Source organism: Variovorax sp. CCNWLW186, assembly GCF_037203865.1.
Taxonomy (GTDB): Bacteria; Pseudomonadota; Gammaproteobacteria; order Burkholderiales; family Burkholderiaceae_C; genus Variovorax.
This window is the reverse complement of the sequence record NZ_JBBCBO010000014.1, coordinates 1-13,811: the sequence shown is the minus strand read 5'-3', so window position 1 is coordinate 13,811 and position 13,811 is coordinate 1. Positions and strand designations below refer to the sequence as shown.

Here is a 13,811-nt window from a genome sequence, read left to right as displayed (position 1 = left end):
CTCCTGAAAAAGTGGGCTTGAGGGGATTATTTCACCGGGCGCCAGATTCCGCCGGAACAGCGCGCGATGCCGGCAAGGTCATCGCGGCTTTGGACTTCCGCGAAACCGCGTGTTTCCAGCAACTGGCGCACGGCCGCGGCCTGGTCATGGCCGTGTTCCAGCAGCAGCCAGCCGCCTTCTGCGAGGTGTGAGGGCGCGTTCTGCACGATCTGGCGGATGTCGTCGAGCCCGTCGGCCCCTGCAACCAGCGCGGCCGGGGGCTCGTGCCGCAGCGCGGGCAGATGCGGATCGTCAATGGCGATGTAAGGCGGATTGCTGGCAATGACCGTGTAGCCGTGGGCCGCGCCCTCCAGCCAGTTCGCCTGGCTGAACCGCACCGGAAGGCCGAGGCGCTCGGCATTGGCCTGGGCGACGGCCAGTGCGTCGGCGCTGGCATCGACCGCGTCGACCTGCGCGTCCGGCCGCGCATGCTGCAGCGCCAGCGCGATGGCCCCGCTGCCGGTGCCCAGGTCGAGCACGCGCGGGGCATCACGGCCTTCGAGGCATTCCAGTGCCCAGTCGACCAGCGTTTCGGTGTCGGGGCGCGGCACCAGCACCCGCGCGTCCACTTGCAGCGAGAGGCCGTGAAATTCCTTTTCGCCGAGCAGGTAGGCCACCGGCTCGCCCTTCCGCCGGCGCGACAGCCGTTCCGAGAGCATGGACCACGCCGCATCGGACATCGCATCGGTGTCGTGCGCCAGCAGCCACGCGCGGTCGTGCGGCGCACGGCCCAGCGCATGCAGCAACAGCAACTGGGCATCGAGCCTGTCGATGCCCAGCGCCACCGCCGCAGCCAGCGCCTGCGCCACGGTGGAAGGCGTGGTGGCGGTCTTCATCGTCACGCCGGCAGGCTCGATTCGAGCTCGGCCAGCTGCTCGGCCTCGCGCGCCGCGCGCAGGGCGTCCAGCACGTCGCCGAGGTCGCCCTCCATGATCGCCAGCAGCTTGTAGAGCGTGAGATTGATGCGGTGGTCGGTGAGCCGGCCCTGCGGAAAGTTGTAGGTGCGAATGCGGTCCGAGCGGTCGCCGCTGCCGATCAGGCCCTTGCGCATGGCCGCATCCTTGGCGGCGCGCTCGCTGCGCTCCTTCTCCTGGATGCGCGCCGAGAGCACCTGCAGCGCCTTGGCCTTGTTGCGGTGCTGGCTGCGGTCGTCCTGGCACTCGGCCACGATGCCGGTCGGAATGTGCGTGATGCGCACCGCCGAATCGGTTTTGTTGATGTGCTGGCCGCCGGCGCCGCTCGCGCGGTAGGTATCGATGCGCAGGTCGGCCGGGTTGATCTGCACCGCCACCGTTTCGTCGGGCTCGGCGAGCACGGCCACCGTGCAGGCGCTGGTGTGAATGCGCCCCTGGGTTTCGGTGGCCGGCACGCGCTGCACGCGGTGGCCGCCCGACTCGAAGCGCAGGTGCCCGAACACGTCGTCGCCGACGATGCGGATCACCACTTCCTTGTAGCCGCCGAGCTCGCTTTCGCTCTCGCTCACCACCTCGCAGCGCCAGCCGGCGCGCTCGCAATAGCGCGTGTACATGCGCAGCAGGTCGCCAGCGAACAGCGCCGATTCGTCGCCGCCCGTACCGGCGCGAATTTCGAGGAATGCGTTGCGCGCATCGTCCGGGTCCTTGGGCAGCAGCAGGCGCTGCAGTTCTTCCTCGAGTTGGGTCAGCTCGGCCTCGGCACCCGCAATTTCTTCCCGTGCCATCTCGGCCATGTCGGGGTCGTCGAGCATTTCGCGCGCTCCGGCAATGTCGGCTTCGCGCTGCTTGTAGCGTTCGTAGCGGCCCGCGATCTGCGTGATTTCGGCATGCTCGCGCGAGATGGTGCGGTACTGCGCCATGTCGCTCATGATGTCTTCGCGCGACAGCAGAAAGTCGAGTTCGCCGAGGCGCTGCGCGTAGCGCTCGAGTTGGTGGCGCAGAAATGGTTTCACGTCGAAAAGGGGCCGAAAAAAAAGGAGGGAGCGCGGCTCGCGGCGGCAAGGCGCGGGATGGCCGCGGCAACGGGCCGGGGCCGGCTGCGGCAAGCGTCGCTAACGCTCTTTGCGCAGGAAGAGCCGCGAAATCGTCTGGGCCGTCTGTTCGCGCGAAGTTGCATCGCCCGCATGCAGTTCGGCCAGCGCGCCGTGCAGCATCTTTTGCGTGAGCCCGCGCGACATGGCCTCGAGCACCGCGTCGACCGGTTCGCCCTTGGCCAGCAGCTTGCGCGCGCGCGCCATCTCTGCGGCGCGCCACTCGTCGGTCTGGGCGTTGAGCTGCTGAATGAGCGGCACCGTGCCGCGCTGGCGCAGCCAGTGCATGAAGCTCTGCACGCCGGCGTCGATGATGACCTCGGCCTGCGCCACCGCGGCCTGCCGGTTGGCCTGGCCCTGCTGCACCACCTGGGCGAGGTCGTCCACGGTGTAGAGATAGATGTCTTCGAGCGCTTTCACTTCGGGCTCGATGTCGCGCGGCACCGCCAGGTCGACCATGAACATCGGGCGGTGCTTGCGGGCCTTCAGCGCGCGCTCCACGGCACCCAGGCCGATGATCGGCAGCGTGCTCGCGGTGCAGCTCACCACGATGTCGAATTCCGCAAGCCGGTTCGGCAGGTCGGCCAGCCGCATGGCCTCGCCGCCGAAGCGCGAGGCCAGCTTTTCGCCGCGCTCCAGCGTGCGGTTGGCAATGGCGATCGACTTCGGGTCCTTGGCCGCGAAGTGCGTGGCGGCCAGGTCGATCATTTCGCCCGCGCCCACGAACAGAACGCGCGTCTGGTGCAGGTCTTCGAAGAGCTGCCCGGCCAGCCGGACCGCGGCGGCCGCCATGCTGATGGAATGCGCGCCGATCTCGGTGGCGGTGCGCACCTCTTTGGCAACCGCGAAAGAACGCTGGAACAGCTGGTTGAGCGTGCTGCCGAGCGCGCCGGCGGTTTCGGCCGCGCGCACGGCGTCTTTCATCTGGCCGAGGATCTGCGCTTCGCCCAGCACCATGGAGTCGAGCCCGCTGGCCACGCGGAACGCATGGCGCGCGGCCTCGTCGTCGTGCAGCGTGTAGGAGTGCGAGCGCAGCAGCGCGGGCGCCACCCCGCCGTTCTCGGCCAGCCAGCCCACCGTGTGGTCGAGCGCGGCGTGTTCGGCGGCGCAATAGATCTCGGTGCGGTTGCAGGTCGAGATGATCGCGGCCTCGACCTGCGGATGGCGGCCGGTGGCGAACGAACTGCGCAGACTCTGCAGCGTGGGCGCCATCTGATCGAGCGCGAACGCAAAACGACCGCGCAGATCGAGCGGCGCGGTCGTGTGGTTCAACCCGAGGGTCCAGACTGACATATCTCCTGATTATAAAATCAGCAGGAGCTGCGCGGCTGCCGAGGGGTTTGCCGCATAACCAGCAACACGAAAGGGCGCCGCGGGCGCCCTTGGCTTTATCTGGCGGTCCTCGCCTCGACTCCTCCCTTTACTTTCCCCCTCCATGTCCCTCTTGGATCTACTCAACCACCTGCTCAACTTCGTGGCGCCTGCCTTGGCCGTCGGGTTCATCTGCGCGCTGGCGGGCCGGGTTTTCGGCCGCCGCGCGGCAGGTGCGCCATCCTGGTGGGTCCAGGGGGCAATCAACTTCGGCGTGGGGGTGATGGCGCTCGTGGGCGGGCTGGTCTTTTCTGGTCGCGATGGCGCGATGATCACCTACGCAGTGCTTGTCGCGGCCTGCGCTACAAGTCAGTGGACGGTCTCGAAAAGTTGGCGGAAATAGGTCAGTAGGGAAACAATTGTTACGCCTTGCGTGTCAAGATGTTACTTAGGTTAATATATTAATTGGAGTGGTAATTTTTCACACTTGAGAACGATTTTGGGCAAACTGCCTTGAGCATGCATTGGCAAGACGGCCCACGGACGGTATAGATGTATTTGCATCCTCTTATTGCCAGCGTTCCCCAGGAAGAACGGGCAGCGTTTGTCCAGCGCATCGAACTTCGTTCCTACCGCCGAAACGAGGTCGTGCTGGGTGCGGATGACTGGACCGACCGTGTGTACTGCGTTGCCACCGGCCTGCTGCGGGTGGTGGTGCAAGGCAGCGAAGACAGCGGCGATGTCACCACCGACTTCATCCGCCAGGACGATCTCTTCCTGAATGCCGCCCCCATCGAGGAGCGCTACCAGCCCGGCGCCATGCTGATTGCGGCATTGCCCACCTCTCTCTACCTTGTGCCCACGCTGGAGCTGCGCGCCCTGTGCGAGCGGCACCCTGCCGTGACCATGGGGCTGCTCGAAGTGGTGATGAAGCGCACCACGGTGCTGCGCAGGCAGATCCGGCAGATTTCCTCGGCCTCGTCCGAGCGGCTTATCAGCCGCATCCTGCATGAGCTCACGGTGCTGGCCCCCGGCACCGGCGGCGGCTACGACAAGCGCATCACCCAGTCGGTCATCGCTTCTTATTCAGGGCTTTCCAGGATGCAGGTCAACAAGACCATGCGGGACCTGGAACGCCGCGGCCTGGTCAGGCGCGACGAGCACGGGGTCTACGTTCCGCCGCACTTCGCGTCGTCGGACTTCCAGGAGCTTGCGCCCGGCGAGGCGAGCCCTCCGAGCCCGCCCGCGAACCCGCCCGGCGAGGTGGGCCCATCGTTCTTTTCGGAATTGTTCGAGGCGCCCAAGTCGGGCAAACCCCGCAAGGGCTGAGGCCGCTCGAGGCGGCCGCTGCCTGGTGTCCCTGGCTAGCCGACCGCCAGCCGGGTTCCCGTGCCGCTTGCGGATTTGCGGATGCCGTCCGGCCCGTAGAAAGGCTGGGCGCTGGCCTGCAGGTAGTGCAGCGCGTTCTGCGTGAAATCCAGCTGGCTGTACACCATCGAACCGTTGCGGCGGTTGTCCGCCCTGGCTTGCTCCGCAAGCTCGACCAGTGCCGTCCACGCGGCGAGCGACGCTTCGCCGTCGGCGGCCGCGGCCGCATCGGCGCCCGTGCGGCCGGGTTCGAATCCGCGCGCGACCTGGGCCGACTCGCGGGCCTGGTCGAGTGCCGCCATGCGGTCGAGCAGGCCTGTCTTGCGTTCGGTCAGCTGGGGCAGCTCCGCGAAGCGGCCGTTCTTCATGGCGTCCGCTTCCTGGTCGAGCAGGGCCAGGAATTCCTCCACGCAGGACTTCTCCGCCAGCAGGTGAACCAGCATGGTGCTCACAGCTTTCCGTTTTCGTGCAGGAGTTCGCGCACGCTGCTCAGCAGGCCGCGGGCGATCCGCTCGGGATGAATTTCATAGCGCCCGGCCCGGATGTCCTCGCGGATGGCCGCCACGCGCGCAGCGTCGAAGTCGGCGTTGGGCGCGTCGGGCAGCGAATGCACCTGGCCCGACGAGAGCTGCACCACGTCCTTGCCGCCCTGGACGGCCTCGGTGCCGCTGGCTGGCGATGACGATGCGCCCTTGCTGGTTCGGGTGAGCAGGGTGGCCGAAGGGGCGGATGGATCGATTTTCAAGATGGTTCCTCAAAGGGCTGCCTTGTGTATCGGCAGGTCGGGCCAAAACTTTAGGGCTTGGCGCATTGCGCGGTGAATTCGGCTACTGCGCCAGCCGGATCTGGCCTTCCTCGTCGGCCACGCCGCTGACCAGGCGGCCGTCCAGGGTCTTGGCCCGCACTGTGGAGCCCGCCCCGGCGCTGGTCATCGCCCGGGCTTCGGTACTGACACTGTAGCCCGGTCCCTCGGCAACCACCTTCACCGTCTGGCCCTGCTGGATCACGGCCACGCCGCGCACCAATTCGCGCCGCAGCGGCGCCCCCGATGCAATGCGATTGGCCGCCACCACGCCTTCGAGCTCCGCGGCGTCCGTGACGACGGAGCGGGGCAGGGCGGTGAGATCGCCGTTGCGCGCGGCAAAGTCGCCCGCGGCCAGGGCCTTTCCGGTTTCGATGTTCCGCAGCGCGACGAAGTAGCGCCCTTCGACCGCGACGTGGGCCAGCACGAAGCGGGTCCATGGCTTCTGGTCCGAATGGCAACGCAGGCCGACCGACACGCGGCCCCAGGCCGCGGCGCCGCGAGGCAGAAAAGCCTCGAGCGCATCGCAGGGCGGCAGCGGGCCGGAGCCGGGCGCCTCCACGCGGATGCCGACCTTGCCCGGCAACCCGGCGGTCTGCGCCTGCAGCAACTTGTCCACGGCGGCGCGCGCGTCGCCTTCAAGTGGCGCCGCGGCAACGGATGTGGCCGCCGCGAATCCTGCCGCCAAGGCTGGCAGCACGATCTTCAGGAGGCGCTTGTGGGAGTGGGGTTTTTCCATCATGGGTGCCTGGCAATTCTAGGAAGACGCACCCGATCCGAAGATTCGAAGTGCACCCCAAATCCCCCTTTGTTCGGCCCATTGCGAAAGCAGTGCATGCATAGACTCGCTTTCCATCAGTCGCCATGCCCGCCAGGGACGCGATGCCACAAATGATGGAAACACATGATCGACAAGCTGGACGCGGCACTGCGCTTCAACCGCGAAGCACTCAATCTTCGGACACAGCGCCAGGAAGTGCTGGCCGCCAACATCGCACACGCGGACACGCCCAACTACAAGGCGCGTGACTTCGACTTCGCCAGCCGCCTCACGCAGGCGGTAGAGCAGGGGCGCGGAGGGCAGTCGGTGCAGATGGCCGCTACCTCGTCGCGCCACATCCAGGGCCAGGCCTCCTCGATGCCCGACCGCGACCTGCTGTACCGCGTGCCGAGCCAGCCCAGCATCGACGGCAACACCGTCGAGATGGATGCCGAGCGCATCAACTTCGCCGACAACGCGCTGCGCTACGAGGCCAACCTCACGGTGGTCAGCGCCAAGATCAAGTCGCTGCTCGCCGCGGCGCAATAAGCACAGGAGAGCTACGCATGCCGCATCCCAGCGCATCCATGAACATCTTCAGCGTGGCGGGCTCCGCCATGTCCGCGCAGTCGCAGCGCATGAACGTGACCGCGAGCAACCTCGCCAACGCCGAAAGCGTGGCCGGTCCCGACGGCAAGCCCTACCGCGCCAAGCAGGTCGTGTTCGAAGTGGCCGCCTCCGGGCAGCAGGACATCGGCGGCGTCAAGGTCGCGCGCGTCGTTGAAGACGCCTCGCCGCTGAAGATGGTCTTCGACCCGAAGAACCCGCATGCGAACCCCGAAGGCTACGTGTCGATGCCCAACGTCAACGTGGTCGAGGAGATGACCAACATGATCTCCGCCTCGCGCAACTACCAGGCCAACGTCGAGGTGCTGAACACCGCCAAGACCCTCATGGTCAAGACGCTGAGCATCGGCCAGTAACCCCCGTACACCCACACAACAAGCCATGGCCATTTCCGACACTTCCTCCATCTCCGGGCTCAACGCAGCCACCGCCGCATCCAGCGCGGGCAATACCTCCGAGGTGGACAGCGAACAGCGCTTCCTGAAGCTGCTGGTGACGCAGCTCAACAACCAGGACCCGCTCAACCCGATGGAGAACGCGGAGCTCACCTCCCAGCTCGCGCAGATGAGCACCGTGAGCGGCATCGAGCGGCTCAACACGGCGCTGAACGGCCTGGTCAACCAGACCGGTGCCAACCAGGTGCTGCAGGCGGCGTCTCTCATCGGCTACAACGTGCTGTCGCCCGGCAACACCATCGGCACCACCGAACCGAAGGCCGGCGAAGAGCCGGCGGCCGTGCCCTTTGCGGTGCAGCTGCCCGGCACGGCCGGCGAGGTCGAAGTGAAGATCGTCAATGCCGCCGGCCACACGGTGCGCACCATGTCGCTCGGCTCGATGACCGAAGGCGTCAACGCCGTGAGCTGGGACGGCAAGGCCGACGACGGCACCGTGGCAGCGCCCGGTTCGTACACCTTCACGGTTTCGGCCAGCAACAACGGCACCGACGTGAAAGCCACCTCGCTGGTCTTCTCGCAAGTGGCGGCAGTCAAGCAAGGCGCCGACGGCATCACCCTCGAGCTGATGTCGGGCAACAGCATCGGCCTGGCCGATGTGCGCATGTTCCTCTGAGTACCTCCCGCATGTGTTTTTCATTGGCAGCGGCCTTGGCGCCGCGAGCCGCTTCCATTTCTTCCTCGCACTGAAACAAGGATTCGATCATGGGCTTTTCCCAAGGTATCAGCGGCTTGTCCGCAGCCGCCGCCAACCTGGACGTCATCGGCAACAACATCGCCAACTCCAACACTGTCGGCTTCAAATCGGGCGCGGCAACGTTCCAGGACGTGTATGCAGGCTCGCGCGTCGGTCTCGGCGTTGCGGTGTCGGGCATCGTGCAGAACTTCACCCAGGGCTCGGTGCAAACCAGCAGCCGGCCGCTGGACATCGCCATCCTCAACGGCGACGGCTTCTTCCGGCTCAGCAGCCCGAGCGGTGAGGTGATGTATTCGCGCAATGGCCAGTTCACGCGCGACAAGGATGGCTTCATCGTCAATGCCGCCGGCCTGCGCCTCACCGGCTATGGCGTTTCCGCCACGGGCGGCCTCGACGGCGGCACGCCGGGCCCGCTGCAGGTCCAGACCACGGCCATGAACCCCAAGGCCACCACCGCCATCGAAGCCCGCTTCAACCTGGACATGCGCGGCACGGTGCCCACCAAGACGCCGTTCTCTCCCACCGATTCGGACACCTTCAACTATTCGAACGCGCTCGGGCCGATTTTCGATTCGCTCGGCAGCCCGCATGAGCTCGGCGTCTTCTTCGTGAAAACAGGCGCCAATGCCTGGAACGTCTACGGCGCGGCCGACGGCGCCGCGCTCAACGGCGGCGCGCCGATCTCCACGATGACCTTCGACGGCAACGGCAACCTGCTCACGCCGGCGGGCGGCTCGATCACCCTGCCGACCATGAACTTCGGCAACGGCTCGGTGGCGCTCAATGCCACGGTGGACCTGTCGGGCACCACGCAGTTCGGCAACGCCAACGAAATCAACGCGCTCAAGCAGGACGGCTACACCTCCGGCACGCTGACCTCGTTCTCCATCAACCCCGACGGCACCATCACCGGCAAGTTCTCCAACGAACAGACCACGCTGATGGGCCAGGTCGTGCTGACCTCGTTCGCCAACCCCAATGGCCTGGAGCCCAAGGGCGAGAACGTCTGGGCCGAAACGCTGGCCTCGGGCCAGCCGCTCACCGGCACGCCGGGCGCCGGCACCAAGCAGGGTTCGCTCGCCTCGGGCGCGCTGGAAGCCTCCAACGTCGACCTGACCTCCGAGCTCGTCAACCTCATCGTCGCGCAGCGCAGCTACCAGGCCAACGCGCAGACGGTGAAGACGCAGGACCAGGTCGTCCAGACGCTGATCAACATCCGCTGAGTAGCTTATGGACCGCATGCTGTATGTCGCGATGAGCGGCGCCAAGCAGGCCATGGAGCAACAGGCCTCCGTCGCCAACAACATGGCGAACGCCTCCACGCCCGGATTCCGCGCGCAGATCAACAGCTTTCGCGCAGTGCCCGTGACCGACGGCGGGCCGGAAGCGTCGACACGCTCCTACGTGGTGGCCACCACGCCGGGTGCCGACTTCAGCCATGGTCCGCTGACCGAAACCGGCCGCGCACTCGATGTGGCGGTGCACGGCGACGGCTGGCTCGTGGTGCAGACGCCTGACGGCGGCGAGGCCTACACCCGCGTGGGCAACCTGCAGGTGAACGCCGAAGGCCAGCTCACCACCATGGGCGGGCGCGCAGTGCTCGGCGATGCCGGCGCACTCGTGGTGCCGCCCGGCTCCGCCGTATCCATTGCCGCCAACGGCCTAGTTACGGCGCGCGGCGCCGGCGATCCGGCCATCGGCATTGCCGAAGTGGGCCGGCTGAAGCTGGTCAACCCGCCTACGGTCGATCTGGTGCGCGGCGCCGACGGCCTGTTTCGCATGCGCGAGGGCCTGCCGCCCGCCGAAGCCGATGCCGCCGTCACGGTGACCACCGGTGCCGTCGAAGGCAGCAACGTCAACGGCGTCGAGGCCATGGTGGCCATGATCGCCAACGCCCGCAGCTTCGAAATGCAGATGAAGTCGATGCGCACCGCGGACGACAACGCGCAGTCGGCCAACAAGCTGCTGGCGTACGGCTGAAGCCTGCGCCCTACATAACTCCCAAGGAATTTTTCACCATGATGCGCTCGCTCTACATCGCCAAGACCGGTCTCGATGCACAACAGACCCAACTCGACGTGGTGTCGAACAACCTCGCCAACGTCGGCACCACGGGCTTCAAGCGAAGCCGTGCCGTGTTCGAGGACCTGATGTACCAGAACCTGCGCCAGGTCGGCGGCCAGACTTCGGACCAGACCCGCCTGCCTTCGGGCCTGCAGGTGGGCACCGGCGTGCATGTGGTCGCCACCGAGCGCATCCACTCGCAGGGCAACCTCACCAAGACCGACAAGCCGACGGACGTTGCCATCAACGGTGGCGGCTTCTTCCAGGTGCTGATGCCCGATGGCACCACCTCTTACACGCGCGACGGTTCCTTCCAGACCGACCGCGACGGCCAGCTGGTCACGGCCAGCGGCTTTCCGGTGCAGCCGGCCATCACGCTGCCTGCCAACGCCACCAGCCTCACGGTGGGCCGCGACGGCATCGTGTCGATCACGCAGGCCGGCTCCACCAACACGGTGCAGGTCGGCCAACTGCAGCTGGCCACGTTCCTGAACCCGGCCGGCCTGCAGAGCAAGGGCGAGAACCTCTATGCCGAAACCGACGCATCGGGCGCACCCAACCAGGTGAACCCCGGCATCGACGGCGCCGGCATCCTGAGCCAGGGCTATGTCGAGGCATCGAACGTCAATGTGGTGGAAGAGCTGGTGAACATGATCGCCACGCAGCGCGCCTACGAAATCAACAGCAAGGCGGTCCAGACCTCGGACCAGATGCTGCAGCGCCTCGCCCAGTTATGACCCGCCTCAACCTGCGCCTGGTGCTGTCGATTGCCGCCGTGCTGGCCTCGGGCTGCGCGCAGGTTCCGCGCGAGCCGCTGGTGCACCAGCCGATGACGGCGCGGGCGGAGAACGTGGCTTCCGCGCCGCGGCGCGCGACTGGCGCGATCTTCCAGGACGGCCCCGGCGGCAGCGCGCTGTTCGAAGACCGCAGGCCGCGCAACGTGGGCGACATCCTGACCATCGTCATCAGCGAACGGGTCAACGCCAGCAAGAACTCCGGCGCAACCGCGAGCCGCACCGGCAGCCTGGCCGCCGACTTTGCCGGCGGCATTCCCAAGCTGCTGGGCTCGCTGCTCGACGGGCAGGACGCCAAGCTGTCCGGCGGCAACAAGCTCGATGCCAAGGGCGGCGCCAACGCCAACAACACCTTCAACGGCGTGATCACGGTCACCGTGGTGGACGTGATGCGCAACGGCAACTTGCTGGTCAGCGGCGAGAAGCAGATGGGCATCAACCAGGGCACCGAATACATCCGGTTCTCGGGCGTGGTGAATCCGCGCACGGTCTCGGGCAACAACACCGTGCCGTCCACCCTGGTGGCCGACGCACGCATCGAATACACGGCCAAGGGCTACATCGACGAAGCGCAGCACATGGGTTGGATGCAGCGCATCTTCCTCAACGTGATGCCGTTCTAGCACCATGAAAAACATCTGCAATACCGTGCGCCGTATCGGCCTGTTGGCGCTGTGCGCCATGGCCCTGCATTCACCCGCCCATGCGGAGCGGCTGAAAGAACTGGCAAGCATCCAGGGCGTGCGCGACAACCCGCTGATCGGCTACGGCCTGATGGTGGGCCTGGACGGCACCGGCGACCAGACCATGCAGACGCCGTTCACCACGCAGAGCCTGAACAACATGCTGCAGCAGCTCGGCATCACGATTCCGCAGGGCGTGAACATGCAGCTGAAGAACGTGGCGGCGGTCATGGTCACGGCCACGCTGCCCTCGTTCGCACGGCCCGGGCAGAACATCGACGTGACGGTGTCGTCCATGGGCAATGCCAAGAGCCTGCGGGGCGGCACGCTGCTCATGACGCCGCTCAAGGGCGTCGACGGGCAGGTGTATGCCATTGCCCAGGGCAACATGGTGGTCGGCGGCGCCGGCGCATCGGCCAACGGCAGCAAGGCGCAGATCAACCAGCTCAGCTCGGGCCGCATTCCAGGCGGCGCGCTGGTCGAGCGCGGCGTCGAGGCGCCGGTGGGCGGCGAGGGCACGTTCTCGCTCGAACTCAACCGGTCCGATTTCGGCACGGTGCAGCGCGCGGTCGATGCCATCAACCGGCAGTTCGGCCCCGGCACCGCGCAGGCGCTCGATGCCCGCGTGATCCATGTGCAGGCCCCCGCGCCGCAGGAGCGCGTCGGTTTTCTCGCGCAGCTCGAAAGCCTGGAGGTCACGCCCACTCAGGCTGTGGCACGCGTGGTCGTCAATGCGCGCACCGGCTCCGTGGTCATGAACCAGGCGGTTCGTGTGAACGACTGCGCGGTGGCGCATGGCAACCTCTCGGTGGTCATCAACACCGAACCGGTGGTGAGCCAGCCCAGCGCATTCGCAGGCGGTCAGACCGTGGTCGGGCAAACCTCGCAGATCTCGATCAACCAGGGCGGCGGTGCATTGCAGATGGTGCGCGGCGGCGCCTCGCTGGCCGACGTGATCAAGGGCCTGAACAGCCTGGGCGCCAACCCGCAAGACCTGGTGTCCATCCTGCAGGCCATGAAATCCGCCGGCGCGCTGCGCGCCGAGCTCGAGATCATCTGAGTACCGGCATGGCAATCACGGAAAGCAGAAGCAGCGGCGCGCTGGACCAGCGCCTTGCACTCGACGTACAGAGCGTCGATGCATTGCGCCACACCGTTCGCACCTCGCCTGAAGAAGGCCTGAAGCAGGTGTCGCGGCAGTTCGAGGCACTGTTCATGAACATGGTGCTCAAGAGCATGCGCGAGGCCACGCCTTCGAGCGGCCTCCTCGAGAACCGCGACGAGAAGGTCTACCTCTCGATGCTCGACCAGCAGCTGGCGCAGAACCTCTCGGGCCGCGGCGTCGGCCTGGCCGAAGCCATGCTCGCGCAGCTCAGCCGCGCGTCGGGCGCTGAATCGGAAGACGGCATGGAGGCCATGCCGCTCGCGCCTCGCGTCGCCGGGATGGCGCTCACGCCGCAGTCGGGCATTCCCCTCGGCTCGGCGCCGTCTTCACCGGTGCCGGCAAGGGCGCCGGCCGCATCGGTCGACCTGAGCATCTACCAGCGCAACAGCGAGCGTCCGGCCACGGCCGCCGTCGCATCGCTGCAAGGCAATGTCGACAGTTTCGTGCAGCGCATGGGCGGCTCCGCGCAGGTGGCCAGCGCCGCCAGCGGCGTGCCCGCGCCGCTCATCCTTGCGCAGGCCGCGCTCGAATCGGGCTGGGGCAAGCGGGAAATTCGCGCCGACGACGGCACGCAGAGCTTCAACCTGTTCGGCATCAAGGCCGACCGCAGCTGGAAGGGCCCGGTGGTGGAAACCACCACCACCGAATACGTGGACGGCGAACCGCAGCGCATGCGCGCCAAGTTCAGGGCCTACGCCTCGTACGACGAAGCCTTTACCGACTACGCCAAGTTCATCACGCGCAATCCGCGCTACGCCAACGTGCTGGCGGCCGACACGCCGGCCGAAGCCGCGCACGGCCTGCAGAAGGCCGGCTACGCAACCGATCCCCAGTACGGGCAGAAGCTCGTTCGCATCATGCAGAAGTTCAGCTGAAGGAATTTATATGACAGAGATCATGACCGCCCCCCCACAAAACCACCGCGGCGCGGCGGCGTCCGCCGTTTCGAGCCGGCTGGAGGTCGTGACCTTCACGCTGGGCCAGGAAGAGTACGGAATCGACATCCAGAAGGTGCAGGAGCTGCGCGGCTACGACGCGGTGACG

At 66.8% G+C, this 13,811-nt stretch carries 18 protein-coding genes; 12 read left to right on the top strand and 6 right to left on the bottom strand.

Annotation, left to right across the window (positions count from 1 at the left end):
* Nucleotides 1-26: 26 nt before the first annotated feature.
* From prmC to hemA, 3 genes are all read right to left on the bottom strand, one after another.
* Nucleotides 27-875, bottom strand: coding sequence for a peptide chain release factor N(5)-glutamine methyltransferase (prmC, locus tag V9K97_RS17350; RefSeq protein ID WP_337319705.1), 849 nt, complete (start codon nucleotides 873-875; stop codon nucleotides 27-29).
* A 2-nt stretch (nucleotides 876-877) separates the two neighbouring features.
* A complete protein-coding gene (prfA, locus tag V9K97_RS17345; protein WP_337319549.1) occupies nucleotides 878-1,966 on the bottom strand; it encodes a peptide chain release factor 1 in 1,089 nt (362 codons plus the stop codon).
* Between the two features lie 99 nt (nucleotides 1,967-2,065).
* Nucleotides 2,066-3,337 carry a glutamyl-tRNA reductase gene (gene hemA / locus V9K97_RS17340; RefSeq protein WP_337319548.1) on the bottom strand — a complete coding sequence of 424 codons (1,272 nt, stop codon included), beginning with the start codon at nucleotides 3,335-3,337 and terminating at the stop codon, nucleotides 2,066-2,068.
* Nucleotides 3,338-3,479: 142 nt separating this feature from the next.
* On the opposite strand from hemA, the gene V9K97_RS17335 reads away from it, so the two are divergent.
* The gene (locus V9K97_RS17335) at nucleotides 3,480-3,758 is read left to right on the top strand and encodes a hypothetical protein (protein WP_337319546.1); all 279 of its coding nucleotides are present in this window, start codon (nucleotides 3,480-3,482) and stop codon (nucleotides 3,756-3,758) included.
* 149 nt (nucleotides 3,759-3,907) lie between these two features.
* On the top strand, nucleotides 3,908-4,684 hold the full coding sequence (locus tag V9K97_RS17330; RefSeq protein WP_258502139.1) for a Crp/Fnr family transcriptional regulator: 777 nt from the start codon (nucleotides 3,908-3,910) through the stop codon (nucleotides 4,682-4,684).
* A gap of 35 nt (nucleotides 4,685-4,719) precedes the next feature.
* On the opposite strand, the gene V9K97_RS17325 is transcribed toward V9K97_RS17330, so the two are convergent.
* The 3 genes from V9K97_RS17325 to flgA form a co-directional block, all read right to left on the bottom strand.
* Nucleotides 4,720-5,166: a flagella synthesis protein FlgN gene (locus V9K97_RS17325; protein WP_337319544.1), complete on the bottom strand. Its 447-nt coding sequence runs from the start codon at nucleotides 5,164-5,166 to the stop codon at nucleotides 4,720-4,722.
* 5 nt (nucleotides 5,167-5,171) lie between these two features.
* On the bottom strand, nucleotides 5,172-5,468 hold the full coding sequence (flgM, locus tag V9K97_RS17320) for a flagellar biosynthesis anti-sigma factor FlgM (RefSeq protein ID WP_157615518.1): 297 nt from the start codon (nucleotides 5,466-5,468) through the stop codon (nucleotides 5,172-5,174).
* An 82-nt stretch (nucleotides 5,469-5,550) separates the two neighbouring features.
* Complete coding sequence (gene flgA / locus V9K97_RS17315) at nucleotides 5,551-6,267, bottom strand: flagellar basal body P-ring formation chaperone FlgA (protein ID WP_337319542.1); 717 nt, start codon at nucleotides 6,265-6,267, stop codon at nucleotides 5,551-5,553.
* A gap of 162 nt (nucleotides 6,268-6,429) precedes the next feature.
* Here flgA and flgB point away from each other — a divergent pair, with 162 nt between their 5' ends.
* The 10 genes from flgB to V9K97_RS17265 form a co-directional block, all read left to right on the top strand.
* Complete coding sequence (gene flgB, locus V9K97_RS17310) at nucleotides 6,430-6,834, top strand: flagellar basal body rod protein FlgB (protein ID WP_157615516.1); 405 nt, start codon at nucleotides 6,430-6,432, stop codon at nucleotides 6,832-6,834.
* A gap of 17 nt (nucleotides 6,835-6,851) precedes the next feature.
* Complete coding sequence (flgC, locus tag V9K97_RS17305; RefSeq protein ID WP_337298497.1) at nucleotides 6,852-7,268, top strand: flagellar basal body rod protein FlgC; 417 nt, start codon at nucleotides 6,852-6,854, stop codon at nucleotides 7,266-7,268.
* A 25-nt stretch (nucleotides 7,269-7,293) separates the two neighbouring features.
* A complete protein-coding gene (locus V9K97_RS17300; protein WP_258502136.1) occupies nucleotides 7,294-7,980 on the top strand; it encodes a flagellar hook assembly protein FlgD in 687 nt (228 codons plus the stop codon).
* Between the two features lie 89 nt (nucleotides 7,981-8,069).
* A complete protein-coding gene (flgE, locus tag V9K97_RS17295) occupies nucleotides 8,070-9,284 on the top strand; it encodes a flagellar hook protein FlgE (protein WP_258502135.1) in 1,215 nt (404 codons plus the stop codon).
* A gap of 7 nt (nucleotides 9,285-9,291) precedes the next feature.
* The gene (locus V9K97_RS17290; RefSeq protein ID WP_258502134.1) at nucleotides 9,292-10,041 is read left to right on the top strand and encodes a flagellar basal body rod protein FlgF; all 750 of its coding nucleotides are present in this window, start codon (nucleotides 9,292-9,294) and stop codon (nucleotides 10,039-10,041) included.
* 38 nt (nucleotides 10,042-10,079) lie between these two features.
* Nucleotides 10,080-10,862, top strand: a complete 783-nt coding sequence (gene flgG, locus V9K97_RS17285; protein ID WP_126746958.1) for a flagellar basal-body rod protein FlgG — start codon at nucleotides 10,080-10,082, stop codon at nucleotides 10,860-10,862.
* On the top strand, nucleotides 10,859-11,542 hold the full coding sequence (locus tag V9K97_RS17280) for a flagellar basal body L-ring protein FlgH (RefSeq protein WP_337319540.1): 684 nt from the start codon (nucleotides 10,859-10,861) through the stop codon (nucleotides 11,540-11,542). The genes flgG and V9K97_RS17280 overlap by 4 nt, the downstream gene beginning before the upstream one ends.
* A 4-nt stretch (nucleotides 11,543-11,546) precedes the next feature.
* A complete protein-coding gene (locus tag V9K97_RS17275) occupies nucleotides 11,547-12,662 on the top strand; it encodes a flagellar basal body P-ring protein FlgI (protein WP_443303569.1) in 1,116 nt (371 codons plus the stop codon).
* 8 nt (nucleotides 12,663-12,670) lie between these two features.
* Nucleotides 12,671-13,642 (top strand): flagellar assembly peptidoglycan hydrolase FlgJ, encoded by a 972-nt coding sequence (flgJ, locus tag V9K97_RS17270; RefSeq protein ID WP_337319538.1) that lies wholly within the window; start codon nucleotides 12,671-12,673, stop codon nucleotides 13,640-13,642.
* Nucleotides 13,643-13,664: 22 nt separating this feature from the next.
* The coding region (locus V9K97_RS17265; protein WP_337319701.1) for a chemotaxis protein CheW at nucleotides 13,665-13,811 on the top strand (147 nt) is incomplete at its 3' end.

Coding starts and splice junctions, on each gene's coding strand:
- prmC (WP_337319705.1), bottom strand. CDS start 875: ATGAAGACCGCCACCACGCCTTCCACCGTGGCGCAGGCGCTGGCTGCG.
- hemA (WP_337319548.1), bottom strand. CDS start 3,337: ATGTCAGTCTGGACCCTCGGGTTGAACCACACGACCGCGCCGCTCGAT.
- V9K97_RS17335 (WP_337319546.1), top strand. CDS start 3,480: ATGTCCCTCTTGGATCTACTCAACCACCTGCTCAACTTCGTGGCGCCT.
- V9K97_RS17330 (WP_258502139.1), top strand. CDS start 3,908: ATGTATTTGCATCCTCTTATTGCCAGCGTTCCCCAGGAAGAACGGGCA.
- V9K97_RS17325 (WP_337319544.1), bottom strand. CDS start 5,166: ATGCTGGTTCACCTGCTGGCGGAGAAGTCCTGCGTGGAGGAATTCCTG.
- flgA (WP_337319542.1), bottom strand. CDS start 6,267: ATGATGGAAAAACCCCACTCCCACAAGCGCCTCCTGAAGATCGTGCTG.
- flgB (WP_157615516.1), top strand. CDS start 6,430: ATGATCGACAAGCTGGACGCGGCACTGCGCTTCAACCGCGAAGCACTC.
- flgC (WP_337298497.1), top strand. CDS start 6,852: ATGCCGCATCCCAGCGCATCCATGAACATCTTCAGCGTGGCGGGCTCC.
- V9K97_RS17300 (WP_258502136.1), top strand. CDS start 7,294: ATGGCCATTTCCGACACTTCCTCCATCTCCGGGCTCAACGCAGCCACC.
- flgE (WP_258502135.1), top strand. CDS start 8,070: ATGGGCTTTTCCCAAGGTATCAGCGGCTTGTCCGCAGCCGCCGCCAAC.
- V9K97_RS17290 (WP_258502134.1), top strand. CDS start 9,292: ATGGACCGCATGCTGTATGTCGCGATGAGCGGCGCCAAGCAGGCCATG.
- flgG (WP_126746958.1), top strand. CDS start 10,080: ATGATGCGCTCGCTCTACATCGCCAAGACCGGTCTCGATGCACAACAG.
- V9K97_RS17280 (WP_337319540.1), top strand. CDS start 10,859: ATGACCCGCCTCAACCTGCGCCTGGTGCTGTCGATTGCCGCCGTGCTG.
- V9K97_RS17275 (WP_443303569.1), top strand. CDS start 11,547: ATGAAAAACATCTGCAATACCGTGCGCCGTATCGGCCTGTTGGCGCTG.
- flgJ (WP_337319538.1), top strand. CDS start 12,671: ATGGCAATCACGGAAAGCAGAAGCAGCGGCGCGCTGGACCAGCGCCTT.